Genomic DNA, 15,576 nt, shown 5'->3' with positions numbered 1-15,576 from the left:
CCGACCTCCTGACGCCGAGCACGAGGTTGCCGTCGTCCTGGGCGCCAGGACGACAGCAAGCTCGTGCTCGGCGCGGAGGAGCCTCATGGTCGGCGGGCCGGTGGAGAATGGACCCGGTCCGGTGACCGGGGCATTTGCCCGCCGGTCGCGCCGGGCCGCACCGTCGAGCGAGAGGACCCTCCATGACCCGTCTGCACGTCCCCGTCTCCCTGCGGTGGTCGGACCTCGACGCGTACGCGCACGTCAACAACGTCGAGATGTTCCGCCTGCTGGAGGACGCCCGCATCACCGCGTTCTGGACCCACCCGGACGCGGGCGAGGACGCCTGGCCGACGGCCGTCCTGGAGACCGGCCCGCACGCGACGAGCCACACCCTCGTCGCGCGCCAGGAGATCGAGTACCTGCGCCCGCTCGGCTTCACGCGCACGCCCGTCCGCGTCGAGCTGTGGATCGGGCACCTCGGCGGGGCCAGCCTCGAGGTCTGCTACGAGGTGCACGACGGCGCCGCGCGCTTCGAGCGCACCGGCCCCACCTCGGGCGGCGCCCCGTACGCGAAGGCCGCGACGACGATCGTCGTGGTCGACGCCGCGACGGGCTCGCCCCGGCGTATCAGCGAGGCCGAGCGCGCGGCATGGGAGCCGTTCGTCGAGGAGCCGCTGACGTTCCGCCGCCGCCGCTGAGCCCCCGGAGCGGCGGCGTGCGTCGCCGCTCCGGTCAGCCCGCCTCTCGGTCGTCCCGCGGCCGGTCCGCGGAGGGGCGACCGCTGCGCGCGGCGCGCTCGGCGGCCTCGGCGACGTTGCGCTGCATCCCGCCGAACACCACGCCGTGGAACGGCTTGACGGCCCACCAGTAGAGCTGGCCCGCGAGCCCGTGCGGGTGGAACAGCGCGCGCTGCGCGAAGTAGGTCCGGCCCGGCCCGCTGGCGTCCTCGGGCGAAGGACCCGGCGCGTCGGGGTCGGTCGCGTCGGGGAGCTCGGCCGCCGCCTCGTCGACGCGCAGCTCGAGCCACGCGAGGCCCGGGAGCCGCATCTCGGCACGCAGCAGGAGCCGACGTCCGGGCTCGATCGCCTCGACGCGCCACCAGTCGAGCTCGTCGTCCACGCGGAGGTAGCGCTCGTCGCGCCGGCCGCGGCGCAGGCCCGGCCCCCCGACGACCCGGTCCATGAGGCCGCGCACGCGCCACGCGAGCGACCACGAGTACCAGCCGCCCTGCCCGCCGATCTCCTCGATCACGCGCCAGAGCACCTCGCGCGGCGCGTCCACGACGGTGCGGCGCTCGTCCACGTAGAGCGAGCCGCCCGCCCAGTCCGGGTCGCTCGGCAGCGGGTCCGACGGCGCCCCGGGCACCGACGCGGACGACCAGCGTGTCGTGACCTCGCCGTCGTGGATGCGCTCCAGCGCGAGCTCGACGGCCCGGTCGAACCCGATGAGCCCCTCGGGCGGGTCGGGGACGTACTGCGCGATGTCGTGCTCGTGGCACACGACCTCGTGCTGGAGCGACTCGACGAGGGGGCGGGCGATGCCGCTCGGCACGGGCGTGACGAGGCCGACCCAGTGCGACGACAGCCGCGGTGTGAGCACCGGCACGCTGACGATGCGCCGCCGGGGGAGGTTCGCCACGCGCGCGTATCGCTGCATCATGTCGCGGTAGGTGAGCACGTCGGGGCCGCCGATGTCGAAGCCGCGCGACACGTCGTCGGGCATCGAGGCCGAGCCGACGAGGTAGCGCAGCACGTCGCGGACCGCGATCGGCTGGATGCGGTTGTCGACCCACTTCGGGGTCGTCATGGCCGGGAGCCGCTCGGTGAGGTACCGCATCATCTCGAACGACGCGGAGCCGGAGCCGAGGATGACCGCGGCGCGCAGGACGGTCGTCGGGACGCCCGACGCGAGCAGGATCTCCCCGACCTCCTTGCGCGACGCGAGGTGCGGCGACAGCTCGCCCTCCGGCACGTCGGGGAACAGCCCGCCCAGGTAGACGATGCGCCGCACGCCGGCCTCGCGGGCCGCGCGCGCGAACGTCAGCGCGGTGCGTCGGTCGCGGACCTCGAACGTGCGCCCGGTGCCGAGCGAGTGCACGAGGTAGTACGCCACGTCGGCGCCCTGGAGCGCCGCCCGGATCTGGTCCAGGTCGCTCGCGTCCGCCTCGACGAGCTCGACGTCGTCCGCCCACTCGCGGCCCGCGAGCCGCTCGGGGTGCCGGGCGAGCGCGCGGACCTCGAAGCCGGCGCGGAGCAGCTCGGGCACGAGCCGCCCGCCGACGTACCCGGTGACCCCGGTGACCGCGGCCCTCATCCGAGGAGCTCCAGGACCTCGCGCTCGGCGCGCGTCTGCGAGCGCGTCGACCCGATGGTCTCGCCCCGCTCCCACAGGTCGAACAGCCGCGGGTCGATGTACGACGACCGCGCCACGGCGGGCGTGTTCCCGAGCTCCTCCGCGACGTCCTTGACGATCCCCGTGACGACCCGGCGCCGGGCGCGCTCGGACGCGGGCGCCGCGCCAGCGTCGGCCAGGGCGCGCGCGGCGAGCACCGTCGCGTGCCACGTGCGGAAGTCCTTGGGCGTCGCGTCGTCGCCCAGGCGCTCCTTGATGCCGGCCTGGACGTCGGCGCTCGTGACGTCGTGCCACACCGCGCTGCCGGTCGCGTCCACGTCGCGCCACGCGAGCAGCTCGACGCCGCCCCGGCGCCGCTTGAGCGTCGTCACGAGCTCGGCGACGACCGGGTCCTCGACGACCACGTCACGCACCTGGCCCGACTTCGCCGGGTAGTGGAAGTGCACGCTCCCGTCGCGGCGGACGCGCGCGTGCTCCTTGCGGATCGTGGCGAGGCCGTAGCTGTTGTTCTGCTTCGCGTAGATCTCGCCGCCCGCCCGGAAGTACGCGAGGTCGAGCAGCCGGAACGCGAGCGCCAGCACCTTCTCGCGCGGCATGCCGGGGAGCTCGAGCTCGCGCGCGACCCGGCGCCGGGCGGCGGGCAGGCGACGGCCGACGTCGAGCACGTGGTCGTGCTTGCGGCGGGCCCGCCGCACCTGCCACTGCTCGTGGTAGAGGTACTGGCCGCGCCCGGCGACGTCCCGGCCGAACGCCTGGATGTGCCCGTTGGGGTACCGGCAGATCCAGACGTCGGACCACGCGGGCGGGACGGCGAGGCGCTCGCACCGTGCGACCTCCTCCTCGTCGGCCAGGGGCAGGCCCTCGACGTCGAGGAACACCCACGCGTCGCCCTTCGGGCGGCGGGTGTACCCCGGCGAGGTCACGGTCACGCGGCGCAGTCGCACCAGGACAGTGTCGGGCCGACGCGCGTCCGTCGCCCGTCAGAGCGCGGGGAGGCGGACCATGCCCTCCTGGGCGATCGACGCGACGAGCGTGCCGTCCTGCGCGAACACCCGCGCGGCGCCGAGCCCTCGGCCGCCCTGGGCGCTCGGGGCCGACTGCACGTAGAGCAGCCACTCGTCCACGCGCACGTCGCGGTGCCACCACATCGCGTGGTCGAGGCTCGCGATCGACATGTCGGGCGTGACCCAGCTCGTGCCCGCCTGGCGCAGGATCGGCTCGAGCATGACCTGGTCGCACGCGTACGCCATGAGCGCTCGGTGCAGCAGCTGGTCGTCGCCGACGTCGCCCCGCGCCCGCATCCACACCATCTGGTGGTCCTTGGGCTCGTGGTCCGGGTGCAGGTAGAGCGACCCGCCCACGTGCCGCAGCTCGAACGCCGAGTGGTGCGACCAGAACCGCGCGATGGGGTGGTCGATGCCGCCGAGCACGTCGAGCGCGGACGGCACCTCCTCGGGGGCCGGGGCGTCGGGCATCTCGGACGCGTGCTCGATGCCGCCCTGCTCCTCCTGGAACGAGGAGATCATCGACAGGATCGGCTTGCCGTGCTGGATCGCGTGGGTCCGGCGGGCGCTGAACGAGCGCCCGTCGCGCAGCCGCTCGACCGCGAAGTCGATCGGTACGTCAAGGCCGCCGGGTCGCAGGAAGTACCCGTGCAGCGAGTGGGGGAGCCGGCCCTCGGGGACGGTGCGGCCCGCGGCGAGGACCGCCTGCGCGAGCACCTGCCCGCCGTAGACGCGGCCCGTCGGCTGGTGCACGGAGACGCCGCGGAAGTGCTCCGGGTCGGCGGCCGACCCGTCGCCGTCGCCGACCCGCTCGAGGCGCAGCACGTCGAGGAGGTGGTGCAGCGGGTTCGGGACCTGCTCGCGCGGGGCGGCGTCCGACGTCGGGCCGGGGGAGGCCGAGGAGGTCGACGGCGGGGTGGGCTCGGGGGTCACGGGTGGGGGCTCCTTCGCTCGGGCGGCGGGTCGGTCAGTCCTCGAAGGTGTTGAGGAGGGAGTGCGCCGCGCGCTCCAGATAGTCCCACAGCGTCGCCTCCTGGATCGGCGGCAGGTCCAGGGTGTCGACGGCGGCGCGCATGTGCGCGAGCCAGCGGTCGCGCGCGTCGGGGTTGACCTTGAAGGGCGCGTGCCGCATGCGCAGGCGCGGGTGGCCGCGCTGCTCGCTGTACGTCGTTGGGCCGCCCCAGTACTGCTCGAGGAACGCGGTGAGCCGCCAGCGCGCCGGGCCGAGGTCCTCCTCGGGGTACATGGGCCGCATGACCGGGTCGTCCGCGACGCCCTCGTAGAACGCGTCGACGAGGCGCACGAACGTCTCGTGCCCGCCGACCTCGTCGTAGAACGTGCGGCTCGGGCGGACCGGCGCGGTCGCGCCCGCGGGGTCGGCCGGCGCGCCGTTCGACAGGCCGGCGACGGGCAGCGTCGGGCGGGGGGTGGGCTCGGTCGTCACCGGCCCATCATCGCACCGGCGGCGGCGCGCTCCCGAGCCCGGAGCCGCCGCTCGGGGCGGTCCGGGCGCACGTCACAGCCCGAGCTCGGCGAGCACCGGCAGGTGCTCGCGCACGACGGCGCGCGCCTGGGCCGCGCTCTCCGCCTCGACCGCGAGGCGCGCGAGCCGTCGGCACTCGTGGACGTCGACCTCGCGCAGGAGCGCCGCCACGTCCGGGATCGCGCGCGCCGTCATGGACAGCGACGACACCCCGAGCCCGACGAGCACGACGGCGAGCACCGGTTGGGACGCCGCCTCGCCGCACACGCCCACGGGCCGGCCCTGCTGGGCCCCGCCCGCGCACGTCGCCTCGACGAGCCGGAGCACGGCGGGCTGCCACGGGTCGCTCAGCTCCGCGAGCGACCCGAGGAGGCGGTCCGCGGCCATCGTGTACTGCGTGAGGTCGTTGGTGCCGATCGACGCGAACGCCGCGCGCGCGAGGATCGGCCCGGAGAGCAGGGCCGCGCTCGGGACCTCGACCATGACGCCCGCCACGTCGAGGCCGTGCGCGCGGCAGCGCTCGACGAACCACTCGGTCTCCCCGACGGTCGAGACCATGGGCGCCATGACCCACACCTCGGCCTCCTCGGCCGCGGCGGCCTGCGCGATCGCGTCGAGCTGCTGCTCGAGCAGCTCCGGCCAGCGCGCGGCGGTGCGCAGCCCGCGCACACCGAGCGCCGGGTTCTCCTCGTCGTCGACCGTGAGGAAGTGCAACGGCTTGTCCGCGCCGGAGTCGAGGGTGCGGATCACGACCTTGCGCCCGCCGAACTCGCGGAAGACGGTGCGGTAGGCGGCGACCTGCTCCTCGACGGTCGGCGGCTGCTCGCGGTCGAGGAAGCAGAACTCGGAGCGGAACAGCCCGACGCCCTCCGCGCCGGACGCGGCCGCCGCCGCGGCGCCCGCCGGGTCGCCGACGTTCGCGAGGAGCTGCACGCGGTGCCCGTCGCGCGTGCGGCCGGTGCCGTCGAACGTGCGCACCTGCTGCGAGCGGGCCCGCGCCGCGGCCACCTGCTCGGGCGACGGGTGCACGACGACCGTCCCGGCCGCGCCGTCGACCAGCACGACGTCCTCCGGGGCGAGCGCCGCGCTCGCTCCCGTGGCAGCGACGACCGCGGGGATGCCCTTGGCGTTCGCGACGATCGCGGTGTGCGACGTCGGCCCGGCGCCGTCGGTGACGATCGCCAGCACGCGCGCGGGGTCGAGCGCGGCCGTGGCCGACGGCGCGAGGTCGTACGCGACGAGGACGAACGGCTCGGTGTGCTCGGGCACGCCGGGCGCGGGACGGTCGGTGAGGGCCGCGACGAGCCGGTCGCGGACGTCCGCGACGTCGCGGGCGCGCTCGGCGAAGTACCCGCCGAGCTCGGTGAACTGCCGCACGACCTCCTCCGCGGCCTCCCACACCGCGCGCTCGGGCACGAGGTGCTCGTCGAGCACGCGGCGCCGCGCGTCGGCCGCGAGCGTGGGGTCGGCCGCCATCGCCGCCGTCGCCTCGAGGACGTCGCGCGCGTCGCCGTCGGCGGCGTCCGCGGCGCACTGGAGGTCGCCCGCGACCTGCTCCGCCGCGGCGTCGACGCGCCGCGCCTGTGCCTCGTGGTCCTCGCGCGGGCCCATGCGCAGCCCGGGCGCCGGCTCGTCGATCGCCTCCGGCATGAGCACCACCGGCCCGACGACCGTGCCGGGGCACACGCCGATGCCCGTGATGACCTGCCGTGCCTCGTCCTCGGTTCCGCCCGTCACGACCCTCGCTCCTCGTCCGCCTCGGGCGTGCGACCCGGGTGCCCGGGCCGGTGCGCACGCGTGCCCGTCACGGTCCGACCGCCAGGCCGCCGTGCACGTCCCTGTTGCGGGGGCGTTGCGGGGCCGCGTCGATCCGGTGACAACCTCGCCAGGAGACTAGGCTGTTCCCAGGTGCTCGGCACCCCGACACCCCGGATCCCCCGCGCGGATCCCCACCCGCGACTCGCCTCAGGAGACACTTTCGATGAGCACCCCCTCGGACCAGAAGGCACAGAACATCCTCGACGCCCTCGGGGGTCAGGGCAACGTGGTCGACCTCGAGCCGTGCATCACGCGCCTGCGCGTCGAGGTCACGGACCCGCAGCTCGTCGACGAGGCGCGCCTCAAGGCGACGGGCGCGTTCGGCGTCGTGCGCTCGGGCCGCGTCGTCCAGGTCATCGTCGGCCCGGAGGCCGACAACCTCGCCGCGGAGCTCGACGGCCTGCGCTGAGTCCCCCCGGGTCCCTCCGTACGGAGGGACCGGCGCCGTCGCGGTCGTGCCCGACGGCGCCGCGCGGCTCAGGACGCCGGGCCGCCCGCCACGTCCTGCACCACGGTCGCCGCGGCGGCGCCGCGCCTCTCGCGGGCCGCCTGCGCGGACCGGTCACCCGTGTCGTCGGGACGGTCGTCGGGCCGCGCGTCGGTTCGGTCGTCGGCCCGGTCGTCGGGCAGCGACGGGGAGTGGTCGAGGACGACCACCTGCTGCGCCCCGGCCAGCGGGATGCGGGCGTCGGACAGCGCCTGCCGGACGCGCGAGCGCAGCGCGCGTGCCACCTCCCACTGCATCGCGGCCTGCGTCTTCACCTGCACCTTGAGCTGCAGCGCCTCGGCCGTCATGGCCTCGATGCCCGTGACCTCGGGCGGCTCGAGGAAGTACGTGCCGAGCACCGGGTCGCTCCCGACCTCCTCGGCGGCCGCGAGCAGCGCCGCGCGCACGGCCTCGACGTCGGCCCAGTACGCGACGCGCACGTCCACCACCGCGCGACCCCACTCCTGGGTCTTGTTGCCCGTCCGCAGGATCTCGCCGTTGCGGACGAACCACAGCGTGCCGTTGCCGTCGCGGACCTTCGTCACGCGCAGCGCGACCTCCTCGACGGTGCCCGTGACCTCGCCGAAGTCGACCGTGTCCCCGACGCCGTACTGGTCCTCGAGGAGCATGAACGTCCCCGAGAGGAAGTCCTTCACGAGGCTCTGCGCGCCGAAGCCCAGCGCGACGCCCGCGATGCCGGCCGACGCGAGGAACGGCGCGATGTTCACGCCGAGCTCGGTGAGGACCATGAGCACGATCGTCGCCCCGATGACGATGTTCGCGGTCGAGCGCAGCACCGAGCCCACGGTCCGCGCCCGCTGGGCCCGGCGGGCGCTCGCGAGCGGGTTCGCGCGCAGCAGCACCGTGCCGACCTCGGACCCGCCGAAGCCCTTGAGCCGCTTGCCGCGGAGCGTGGGCGTGCCCTCGGCGATGTGCTCGGAGACGCGACGGATGAGCCGGCGCACGACCGCGAGGACGAGCGCCCCGATCACGACGATGAGCAGCACGCGCAGCGGGAGGCCGACGAACCACTCGAACCAGTCGTCGGGGTTGCTCGGGTCGAAGCCGTTGCTCAGCTCTTCCGGGACCTCCGCGGGCACGCGCACGGCAGGAGCGAGAAGGGGGAGGGACATGCGGGCAGGGTACCCGGGGCACATGAGAGCGCCCCGGGCACGCCGGGCGATCGTCCTGCTCGCAAGGCCCTGGTCTGGCAGGATGCAGGCGTGAGCGAACCCCCGCAGACGGACCTGCCCGAGCCGTTGGTGCAGCTGGCCGACGCCCACGGCGTCGCGTCCGACTTCTGGGACTTCGACGGGACGCGCCGCCAGGTCCGGGCCTCGACCCTCGTCGCCGTGCTGGAGGCCCTCGGCGTCCCCGCGTCGTCCCCGGAGAAGGTGGCCGTCAGCCTCGAGCACTCGCGCGACGACGCGTGGCGGCAGATGCTGCCCCCGACCGTCGTCGTGCGGCAGGGCGACGCCGTGCCGGTCCCCGTGCACGTGCAGGACGGCGCCGCCGTCGACGTCTGGGTCGAGCTCGAGGCGGAGCAGGGCCGCTCCGGCGTCGCCGGGCACCACGCCGCGCGCGCCCCCCGGGAGCGCCGCCACCTCGGCCAGCTCGACGTGTTCGTCGAGCCGCGCACCGTCGACGGCCGGCGCGTCGGCCGCGCGACGTTCGAGATCCCGGCCGACCTGCCCCTCGGGTGGCACGACCTGCACGCCGAGAGCGACGGCGCCCACGCGCGCGCGACGCTCGTCGTGACGCCGCAGCGGCTCGAGCTGCCCGCCGCCGTCGCGGAACGGCGCGCGTGGGGCTTCATGGCCCAGCTGTACTCGGTGCGCTCGCGCGCGTCGTGGGGCGTCGGCGACCTGGCCGACCTCGCCGACCTCGCCTGGCTCGCCGCGCACGAGGCCGGCGCGGACTTCGTCCTCGTCAACCCGCTGCACGCCGCCGAGCCGCGCACGCCGATGACGCCCTCGCCCTACCTCCCGACGAGCCGCCGCTTCGTCAACCCGCTGTACATCAGGGTCGAGGACATCCGCGAGACGGGGTACCTGTCCGCGGCCGACCGCTCGCTGGTCGAGTGGGCGTTCGACCCGGTGCGCGACCTCGACACGGACCCCGGTCCCATCGACCGCGACGCCGCGTGGGAGGCCAAGAAGGCGGCGCTGGAGGTCGTGTTCACCGCGCCCCGGTCCACCGCCCGCCAGGCGTCGCTCGACGCGTTCCGCGCCGAGCAGGGCAAGGGGCTCGAGGACTTCGCCACGTGGTGCGCGCTCGCCGACCACTACGGCGACCGGGACTGGCCGCCCGGCGCGTCCGACCCGAACGGCCCGACCGTCGCGGCGCTGCGCGAGCAGCTCGCCGACCGCGTCGAGTTCTACTGCTGGCTCCAGTGGGTCGCCGACGAGCAGCTCCGCGTCGCGCAGCGCACCGCGCGCGAGGCGGGGATGTCGGTGGGGATCATGCACGACCTCGCGGTCGGCGTGCACCCCGGGGGCGCCGACGTCTGGTCGCACCGCGGCGTGCTCGCCACCGGGGTGTCCGTCGGGGCGCCGCCGGACATGTACAACCAGCAGGGGCAGAACTGGTCCCAGCCGCCGTGGCACCCGCGGGCGCTCGCGCGGGCCGGGTACGCCCCGTACCGCGACATGCTGCGCACCGTCCTGCGGCACGCGGGCGCGATCCGGATCGACCACGTCATCGGCCTGTTCCGGCTGTGGTGGATCCCGGGCGGGGCGCGTGCCGACGCGGGCGCGTACGTCCGCTACGACCACGAGGCCCTCGTCGGCATCCTGTGCCTCGAGGCGCACCGCGCGGGCGCGATGGTCATCGGCGAGGACCTCGGCGTGTTCGAGCCCTGGGTCCGTGACTACCTCGCGGACCGCGGCGTCCTCGGCACGTCCGTCCTGTGGTTCGAGAAGACCGACGACGGCCGCCCGCTGCCCCCGGAGGACTACCGGCGCCTCGCGCTCGCGACCGTCACGACGCACGACCTGCCGCCCACGGCCGGGTACCTCGCGGGCGAGCACGTCGAGCTGCGGGACCGTCTGGGCGTGCTCACGGAGGACGTCGCCGACGTGCGGCGGGCCGCGCGCGCCGAGCGGGACGCGATGATCGCGTTCCTGCGCGAGCGCTCGCTCGTGGGCGAGGACCCGTCCGAGCGCGAGCTCGTCGAGGCTCTGCACCGCCTCGTCCGCAGCACCCCGGCGGTGCTGCTCGGCGTCTCGCTGGCCGACGCCGTGGGGGAGCGCCGCTCGCAGAACCAGCCGGGCACGGACCAGGAGTACCCGAACTGGAAGGTGCCGCTCGGCGACTCGTCGGGCAACCTCGTCCTGCTCGAGGACCTCTTCGACTCCGCCCGCCTGCGCTCGCTCGCCAAGGCGATGAACGACTCTCTCTGACCGGCCGAGCAGGCCGTCCCGGCCCGTCCTGCTCGCCGCACGCGCCGGGACCACCTGCTCGCGACGCCGGTACCGCCTGGTCGCGGACCCGCGCGGGACGACGAGCGCCGGGCCGCTCCGTCGGACGGAGCGACCCGGCGCGCGGTCGTGAGGGGTGCTGACCGAGGGGTCAGGCGTCGGCGGCCTGGGCCGCGAGGGCGCGCTCGACGCCGGCGAGGTTCTCCACCACGAGCCGGCGCAGCGCCGGGGCGGCGTCGGCGTTGGCGTCGAGCCACTCCTGGGTCGCGTCGCGCAGCACCGTGCTCGCGAGCGGGGCCGGGTAGAGGCCCGTGACGAGCGCCTCGGCGATGTGGTACGACCGCTGGTCCCACAGGGGGAGCAGCGCGTCGAAGTACGCGCCGACGAGCGGCGCGAGCGACTCGGGGTCGTTGACGTGCTGGAACCCGAGCGTGGTGGCGCGGACGATCGCGTTGGGGGCGTCGTCCGAGCCGACGAGGCGGTCGAACGCGGCGCGCTTCGCCGCGGCGGTGGGCACCGTCGCGCGGGCCCGCGCGGCGGACTGCTGACCCGTCGCGGTCGAGTCGGCGTCGAGCGTCGCCTCGATCTCGGCGTCGTCCGCGAGGTCGAGCAGGACGAGCCCCTCGAGGATCTCCCAGCGCAGGTCGGTGTCGATCTCGAGCCCGTCGAGGGCAGCGGAGCCGTCGAGCAGCGACCGCAGCGCCTCGCCGTGCGCGGGCGTCGACGCGAGGTGCGCGAAGAACTTCACGAGCTGGAACTGCAGGTCCGAGCCGGGGGCCGCGTCCTGCGCGAGCGACCAGAGCACGTCGCCGACGTGCGCGAGCGTCTCCTCGCGGCGCTCCGGGGCCACGTACGTCTTCGCGGCGAGCGCGAGCTGGTTGAGGGTGGTGCGGATCGTCGTCGACTCGGTCTCGCGGGCGATGTTGCCCAGCACGAGGCGCACGTAGTCGCTCGCCGGCGTCTCGCCGTCGCGCGTCGCGTCCCACGCGGAGCCCCAGACGAGCGAGCGGGCGAGCGGGTCGGCGAGGTCCGCGAGGTGGTCGGTCGCGACCTGGAGCGACGCGGGGTCGAGGCGGATCTTCGCGTACGCGAGGTCGTCGTCGTTGAGCAGGACGAGCTGCGGGCGGTCGAGGCCGAGCAGCTCGGGGATCTCGGTGCGCGGCCCGGCCACGTCGACCTCGGTGCGGTGAACGCGCGTGAGCACGCCGTCAACGAGGTCGTAGAAGCCGATCCCGAGCCGGTGCGGGCGCAGCGTCGGGTGGTCGGCCGCCGCCGTCTGCACCACGGAGAACGTGGTGAAACGGCCGTGGGCGTCGAGGTCGAACTCGGGCCGCAGGGTGTTCACGCCCGCGGTCTCGAGCCACAGCGCGGACCACTCGGTGAGGTCGCGGCCGCTCGTGGCCTCGAGCTCGACGAGCAGGTCGCGCAGCTCGGTGTTGCCCCACGCGTGCTTGCGGAAGTACGCCGCGACGCCGGCGAGGAACTGCTCCTTGCCGACCCACGCGACGAGCTGCTTGAGCACCGACGCGCCCTTGGCGTAGGTGATGCCGTCGAAGTTGACGAACACGTCCTCGAGGTCGTTGATCGTCGCGACGATGGGGTGCGTCGAGGGCAGCTGGTCCTGGCGGTAGGCCCAGGACTTCTCCATCGCGGCGAACGTCGTCCACGCCTCGCGCCACTCCGTCGCCTCGGCGGTCGCGAGCGTCGACGCGTACTCCGCGAACGACTCGTTGAGCCACAGGTCGTTCCACCACTTCATGGTCACGAGGTCGCCGAACCACATGTGCGCGAGCTCGTGGAGGATCGTCACGACGCGACGCTCCTTGACGGCGTCGGTGACCTTGGACCGGAAGACGTACGTCTCGGTGAACGTCACGCACCCGGCGTTCTCCATCGCGCCCATGTTGTACTCGGGCACGAAGAGCTGGTCGTACTTGTCGAACGGGTACGGGTGCTCGAACGCGGACTCGAAGAACGCGAAGCCCTCGCGCGTCTTGTCGAACACGTAGTCGGCGTCCATGTGGTCGGCGAGCGACGCGCGGCAGAAGACCCCGAGCGGGATCGTGCGGCCGTCGGACGACGTGAGCTCGCTGCGCTCCACGACGTACGGCCCCGCGACGAGCGCGGTGATGTACGACGAGATGCGCGGCGTCGGCTCGAACGCCCAGCGCGCGACCTCGACGTCGCCGGCGCCGGTGCCGGTCGGGTCGGCCTTCGTGCCGAGCGCCTCGGGCGCGGGCGTCGGCTGGTTGCTCACGACCTCCCACGCCGCGGGTGCGTTGACCGTGAACGCGAACGTCGCCTTGAGGTCGGGCTGCTCGAAGACGGCGAACACGCGCCGCGAGTCCGGGACCTCGAACTGCGTGTAGAGGTAGACCTCGCCGTCGACCGGGTCGACGAACCGGTGCAGGCCCTCGCCCGTGTTGGTGTACGCGCAGTCGGCGACGACGCGCAGCTCGTTGTCGGCCGCGAGGCCGTCGAGCGCGATGCGCGAGTCGGCGAACACCTGCGCCGGGTCGAGCGCACGGCCGTTGAGCACGACCTCGCGCACGGTCGGCGCGACCAGGTCGACGAACGTGCTCGCGCCCTCGGTCGCGGTGAACCGCACCACGGTCGTCGACGCGAACGTCGTCGCCCCCGTCGTGAGGTCGAGGTCGACCTCGTAGGACTGGACGTCGACGATCGCCGCGCGCTCGCTCGCCTCGGCGCGGGTGAGGTTCTCTCCGGGCACTGCATCTCCTCGGTCTCGTGGTCGGGCCGGTCGGCCTCGACGGCGGCCTGTGGGCCACGGACGATCATCCCACGCGTGCCCGCGCCCGCTCCCGGGAATACGCTGCGGTCGCGCGGTGTCGGAACGGGGTGGGGACGCCGTCGGCCCGGCCGCCGCGCCCCGGCGACCCGGACCCCGGGCGCGCCCGACGACGAAGGAGACCGCCCCGTGACGCTCACCGCGACGACCGACCCCACCGCGACCGAGGACGACCTGCGCGTCGCCGACTTCTGGTTCGACCCCGTGTGCCCGTGGGCGTGGATGACGAGCCGCTGGATGGGCGAGGTCGAGCAGGTGCGCGACGTCACCGTCCGCTGGCACGTGATGAGCCTCGCGGTGCTCAACGAGGGCCGCGACCTGCCGGAGGAGTACCGCGAGCTCATGGCGAAGGCGTGGGGCCCGGTGCGCGTGGTCACCGCCGCGCGCGTCGAGCACGGCGAGGACGTCGTCAAGCCCCTCTACGACGCGATCGGGACGCGCCTGCACCCGGGCGGCCGCACGGACTACGACGCGGTGCTGCTCGAGGCGCTCGCGGAGGTGGGCCTGCCCGCGTCGCTCGCCGACGCCGCGGGTTCCGACGCCTACGACGAGCAGCTGCGCGCGTCGCACGCCGAGGGCATCGGCCGCGTGGGCGAGGACGTCGGGACGCCCGTCGTCGCGTTCGGCGGGACGGCGTTCTTCGGCCCCGTGGTGACGCCCGCGCCGAAGGGCGAGGCCGCCGGGCGGCTGTGGGACGGGTGCGTCCTGGTCGCGAGCACGCCGGGCTTCTTCGAGCTCAAGCGCACGCGCACGCAGGGCCCGGTCTTCGACTGACGTCGGGCACGGCGCCGGCGTCGTGCGGACGCCGTGCGGACGTCGTGCAGACCCCGGGGCCGAGGGCGTCGTGGGGCTCCCGGGGTTCGACCGGTGCGGGTGGCTCGTGCCATGCTTCGTCAGTTCGCGGGCGGTTCCAGGAGCGCCCGCCGCCCGGTCGCGCCGGGCGAGTCCGCCGAGGAAGCCCGCGAGGAGCCGAGCATGTCCCCGAACGCACCCGTGCCACCGCCGCCGCCGCCCCCCGGCGGCGTCCCGGGGGCCGCGGTCGGTCGTGACGACGCCCAGCCGACCACGGCGTTCGCCCCCGTGCCCGCGCACGCGACCTCGGGTCCGCCCTCGTTCGCCCCGACGAGCGGCCCGACGGCCCAGGCGCCGCGCGCGACGCCCGCGGACGGCCAGCCGACCGTCGTCGCGTCGGCGGCGTCCTTCCAGGCGACGACGGTCCAGCACGTGACGCCGATCACCCAGCTCCCGACGGCGGCGCAGCCCGCGGTCCCGGCGCCCTCGCCGTCGCCGGTCCCGCCGCAGCGCGTGCGCTACGCGACCGAGCAGAACGGGTTCGGCGTCGCGGCCCCGGTCGGGACTGCCGCGGGCCGTCCCGGCTACGCGCCGGGTGACACGGCCGCCGGTCACGCTGCGGCCGGTCCGTACGCGGGCGCGACCGCGGCGTACGAGCCGACCGCCCAGCCCGCCTACGCGGCCGCCACGCCGCCCGTGCAGCAGCCCGCCTACCACCCGCCGGCCTCGGCGGCCCCGGCCGCCGCCGCCCCGCGAGTCTCGTCGGGAGGGACGGGCGCCCCGTCCGGCCCGTCGGCCGGCCGGCGCGACGGGCGCGGCGGGGACGGCGGCGGTCGCGGCTCGAACCGGCTGGGCGCGGGGTGGATCGCGTTCATCGTCGTCGACGCGCTGCTCGTCCTCGGGGCGATCGTCTTCGCGATCTCGCTGCTCGGCGGAGGCGACGAGGAACCGCTCGGCGGGGCGTCGACGTCCCCGGCGGCGACCGCCACGGACGGCGCCGAGGAGCCGGCGCCGGCCGAGCCCACGGTGTCCGAGACGTTCGCGTCGGAGTCGCGGAACATCACGTGCGAGGTGACCGACGTCAGCGCGACGTGCGTGATCGCCCAGCTCGGCACGCAGCCCGCCCCGGTCGACGGGTGCGACGGCACGGTCGGCTACAAGGTCGTCCTGGACGCCGACGGCAGCGTCGACCAGCCGTGCGTGCCCGCGGCCGAGCAGCCGCAGCCCGCGCCGGGGGACACCGCGATCCTCGACTACGGCACCTCCAAGACGGTCGGCCCCTTCACGTGCGACAGCGCCGAGACCGGCATGACGTGCCGCGACGACGCCACGGGCAAGGGCTTCACGATCGCGCGCGCGGGCATCCGGACGCTCTGACCGGCCCGACCACCACGCAGGAGGGCCCGCGGCGGGACGACCCGCCGCGGGCC

At 75.2% G+C, this 15,576-nt stretch carries 13 protein-coding genes; 5 read left to right on the top strand and 8 right to left on the bottom strand.

From position 1 onward, the window contains the following. The first annotated feature begins 182 nt into the window (after positions 1–182). Complete coding sequence (locus tag B9L22_RS18145) at positions 183–680, top strand: thioesterase family protein (protein ID WP_043658693.1); 498 nt, start codon at positions 183–185, stop codon at positions 678–680. Positions 681–714: 34 nt separating this feature from the next. Here the strand turns inward: B9L22_RS18145 and B9L22_RS18140 are convergent, their stop codons facing one another. The 5 genes from B9L22_RS18140 to ptsP form a co-directional block, all read right to left on the bottom strand. Beyond that, on the bottom strand, positions 715–2,295 hold the full coding sequence (locus B9L22_RS18140) for an SDR family oxidoreductase (RefSeq protein WP_086151417.1): 1,581 nt from the start codon (positions 2,293–2,295) through the stop codon (positions 715–717). Further along, positions 2,292–3,281: a DNA topoisomerase IB gene (locus B9L22_RS18135; RefSeq protein ID WP_086151416.1), complete on the bottom strand. Its 990-nt coding sequence runs from the start codon at positions 3,279–3,281 to the stop codon at positions 2,292–2,294. The genes B9L22_RS18140 and B9L22_RS18135 overlap by 4 nt, the downstream gene beginning before the upstream one ends. A gap of 33 nt (positions 3,282–3,314) precedes the next feature. Next, positions 3,315–4,163, bottom strand: coding sequence for an acyl-CoA thioesterase II (locus tag B9L22_RS18130; protein ID WP_232322803.1), 849 nt, complete (start codon positions 4,161–4,163; stop codon positions 3,315–3,317). Positions 4,164–4,305: 142 nt separating this feature from the next. After that, a complete protein-coding gene (locus B9L22_RS18125) occupies positions 4,306–4,737 on the bottom strand; it encodes a globin (RefSeq protein WP_086151515.1) in 432 nt (143 codons plus the stop codon). 117 nt (positions 4,738–4,854) lie between these two features. After that, entirely contained in the window at positions 4,855–6,558 is a 1,704-nt protein-coding gene (gene ptsP, locus B9L22_RS18120) for a phosphoenolpyruvate--protein phosphotransferase (protein ID WP_086151414.1), read from the bottom strand. A gap of 208 nt (positions 6,559–6,766) precedes the next feature. On the opposite strand from ptsP, the gene B9L22_RS18115 reads away from it, so the two are divergent. Further along, positions 6,767–7,048: a glucose PTS transporter subunit EIIB gene (locus B9L22_RS18115; RefSeq protein ID WP_255181276.1), complete on the top strand. Its 282-nt coding sequence runs from the start codon at positions 6,767–6,769 to the stop codon at positions 7,046–7,048. Between the two features lie 68 nt (positions 7,049–7,116). Here the strand turns inward: B9L22_RS18115 and B9L22_RS18110 are convergent, their stop codons facing one another. After that, positions 7,117–8,259, bottom strand: a complete 1,143-nt coding sequence (locus B9L22_RS18110) for a mechanosensitive ion channel family protein (RefSeq protein ID WP_086151514.1) — start codon at positions 8,257–8,259, stop codon at positions 7,117–7,119. Positions 8,260–8,349: 90 nt separating this feature from the next. Here B9L22_RS18110 and malQ point away from each other — a divergent pair, with 90 nt between their 5' ends. Continuing rightward, complete coding sequence (gene malQ, locus B9L22_RS18105) at positions 8,350–10,527, top strand: 4-alpha-glucanotransferase (protein WP_086151413.1); 2,178 nt, start codon at positions 8,350–8,352, stop codon at positions 10,525–10,527. A 169-nt stretch (positions 10,528–10,696) separates the two neighbouring features. On the opposite strand, the gene pepN is transcribed toward malQ, so the two are convergent. Then, positions 10,697–13,276, bottom strand: a complete 2,580-nt coding sequence (gene pepN, locus B9L22_RS18100) for an aminopeptidase N (RefSeq protein WP_086151412.1) — start codon at positions 13,274–13,276, stop codon at positions 10,697–10,699. A 207-nt stretch (positions 13,277–13,483) separates the two neighbouring features. Between pepN and B9L22_RS18095 the strand changes: the two genes are divergently transcribed. Beyond that, the gene (locus B9L22_RS18095) at positions 13,484–14,128 is read left to right on the top strand and encodes a DsbA family protein (protein WP_369824871.1); all 645 of its coding nucleotides are present in this window, start codon (positions 13,484–13,486) and stop codon (positions 14,126–14,128) included. Between the two features lie 119 nt (positions 14,129–14,247). Here the strand turns inward: B9L22_RS18095 and B9L22_RS18090 are convergent, their stop codons facing one another. Further along, positions 14,248–14,592, bottom strand: coding sequence for a hypothetical protein (locus tag B9L22_RS18090; RefSeq protein ID WP_086151411.1), 345 nt, complete (start codon positions 14,590–14,592; stop codon positions 14,248–14,250). On the opposite strand from B9L22_RS18090, the gene B9L22_RS18085 reads away from it, so the two are divergent. Then, entirely contained in the window at positions 14,579–15,523 is a 945-nt protein-coding gene (locus B9L22_RS18085) for a hypothetical protein (protein ID WP_086151410.1), read from the top strand. The two genes, B9L22_RS18090 and B9L22_RS18085, sit on opposite strands and share 14 nt — an antisense overlap. Positions 15,524–15,576 lie beyond the last annotated feature (53 nt).

The organism is Cellulosimicrobium sp. KWT-B, assembly GCF_002127155.1.
GTDB classification, from domain to species: Bacteria; Actinomycetota; Actinomycetes; order Actinomycetales; family Cellulomonadaceae; genus Cellulosimicrobium; species Cellulosimicrobium funkei.
This window is presented reverse-complemented; position numbering and strand designations above follow the sequence as displayed.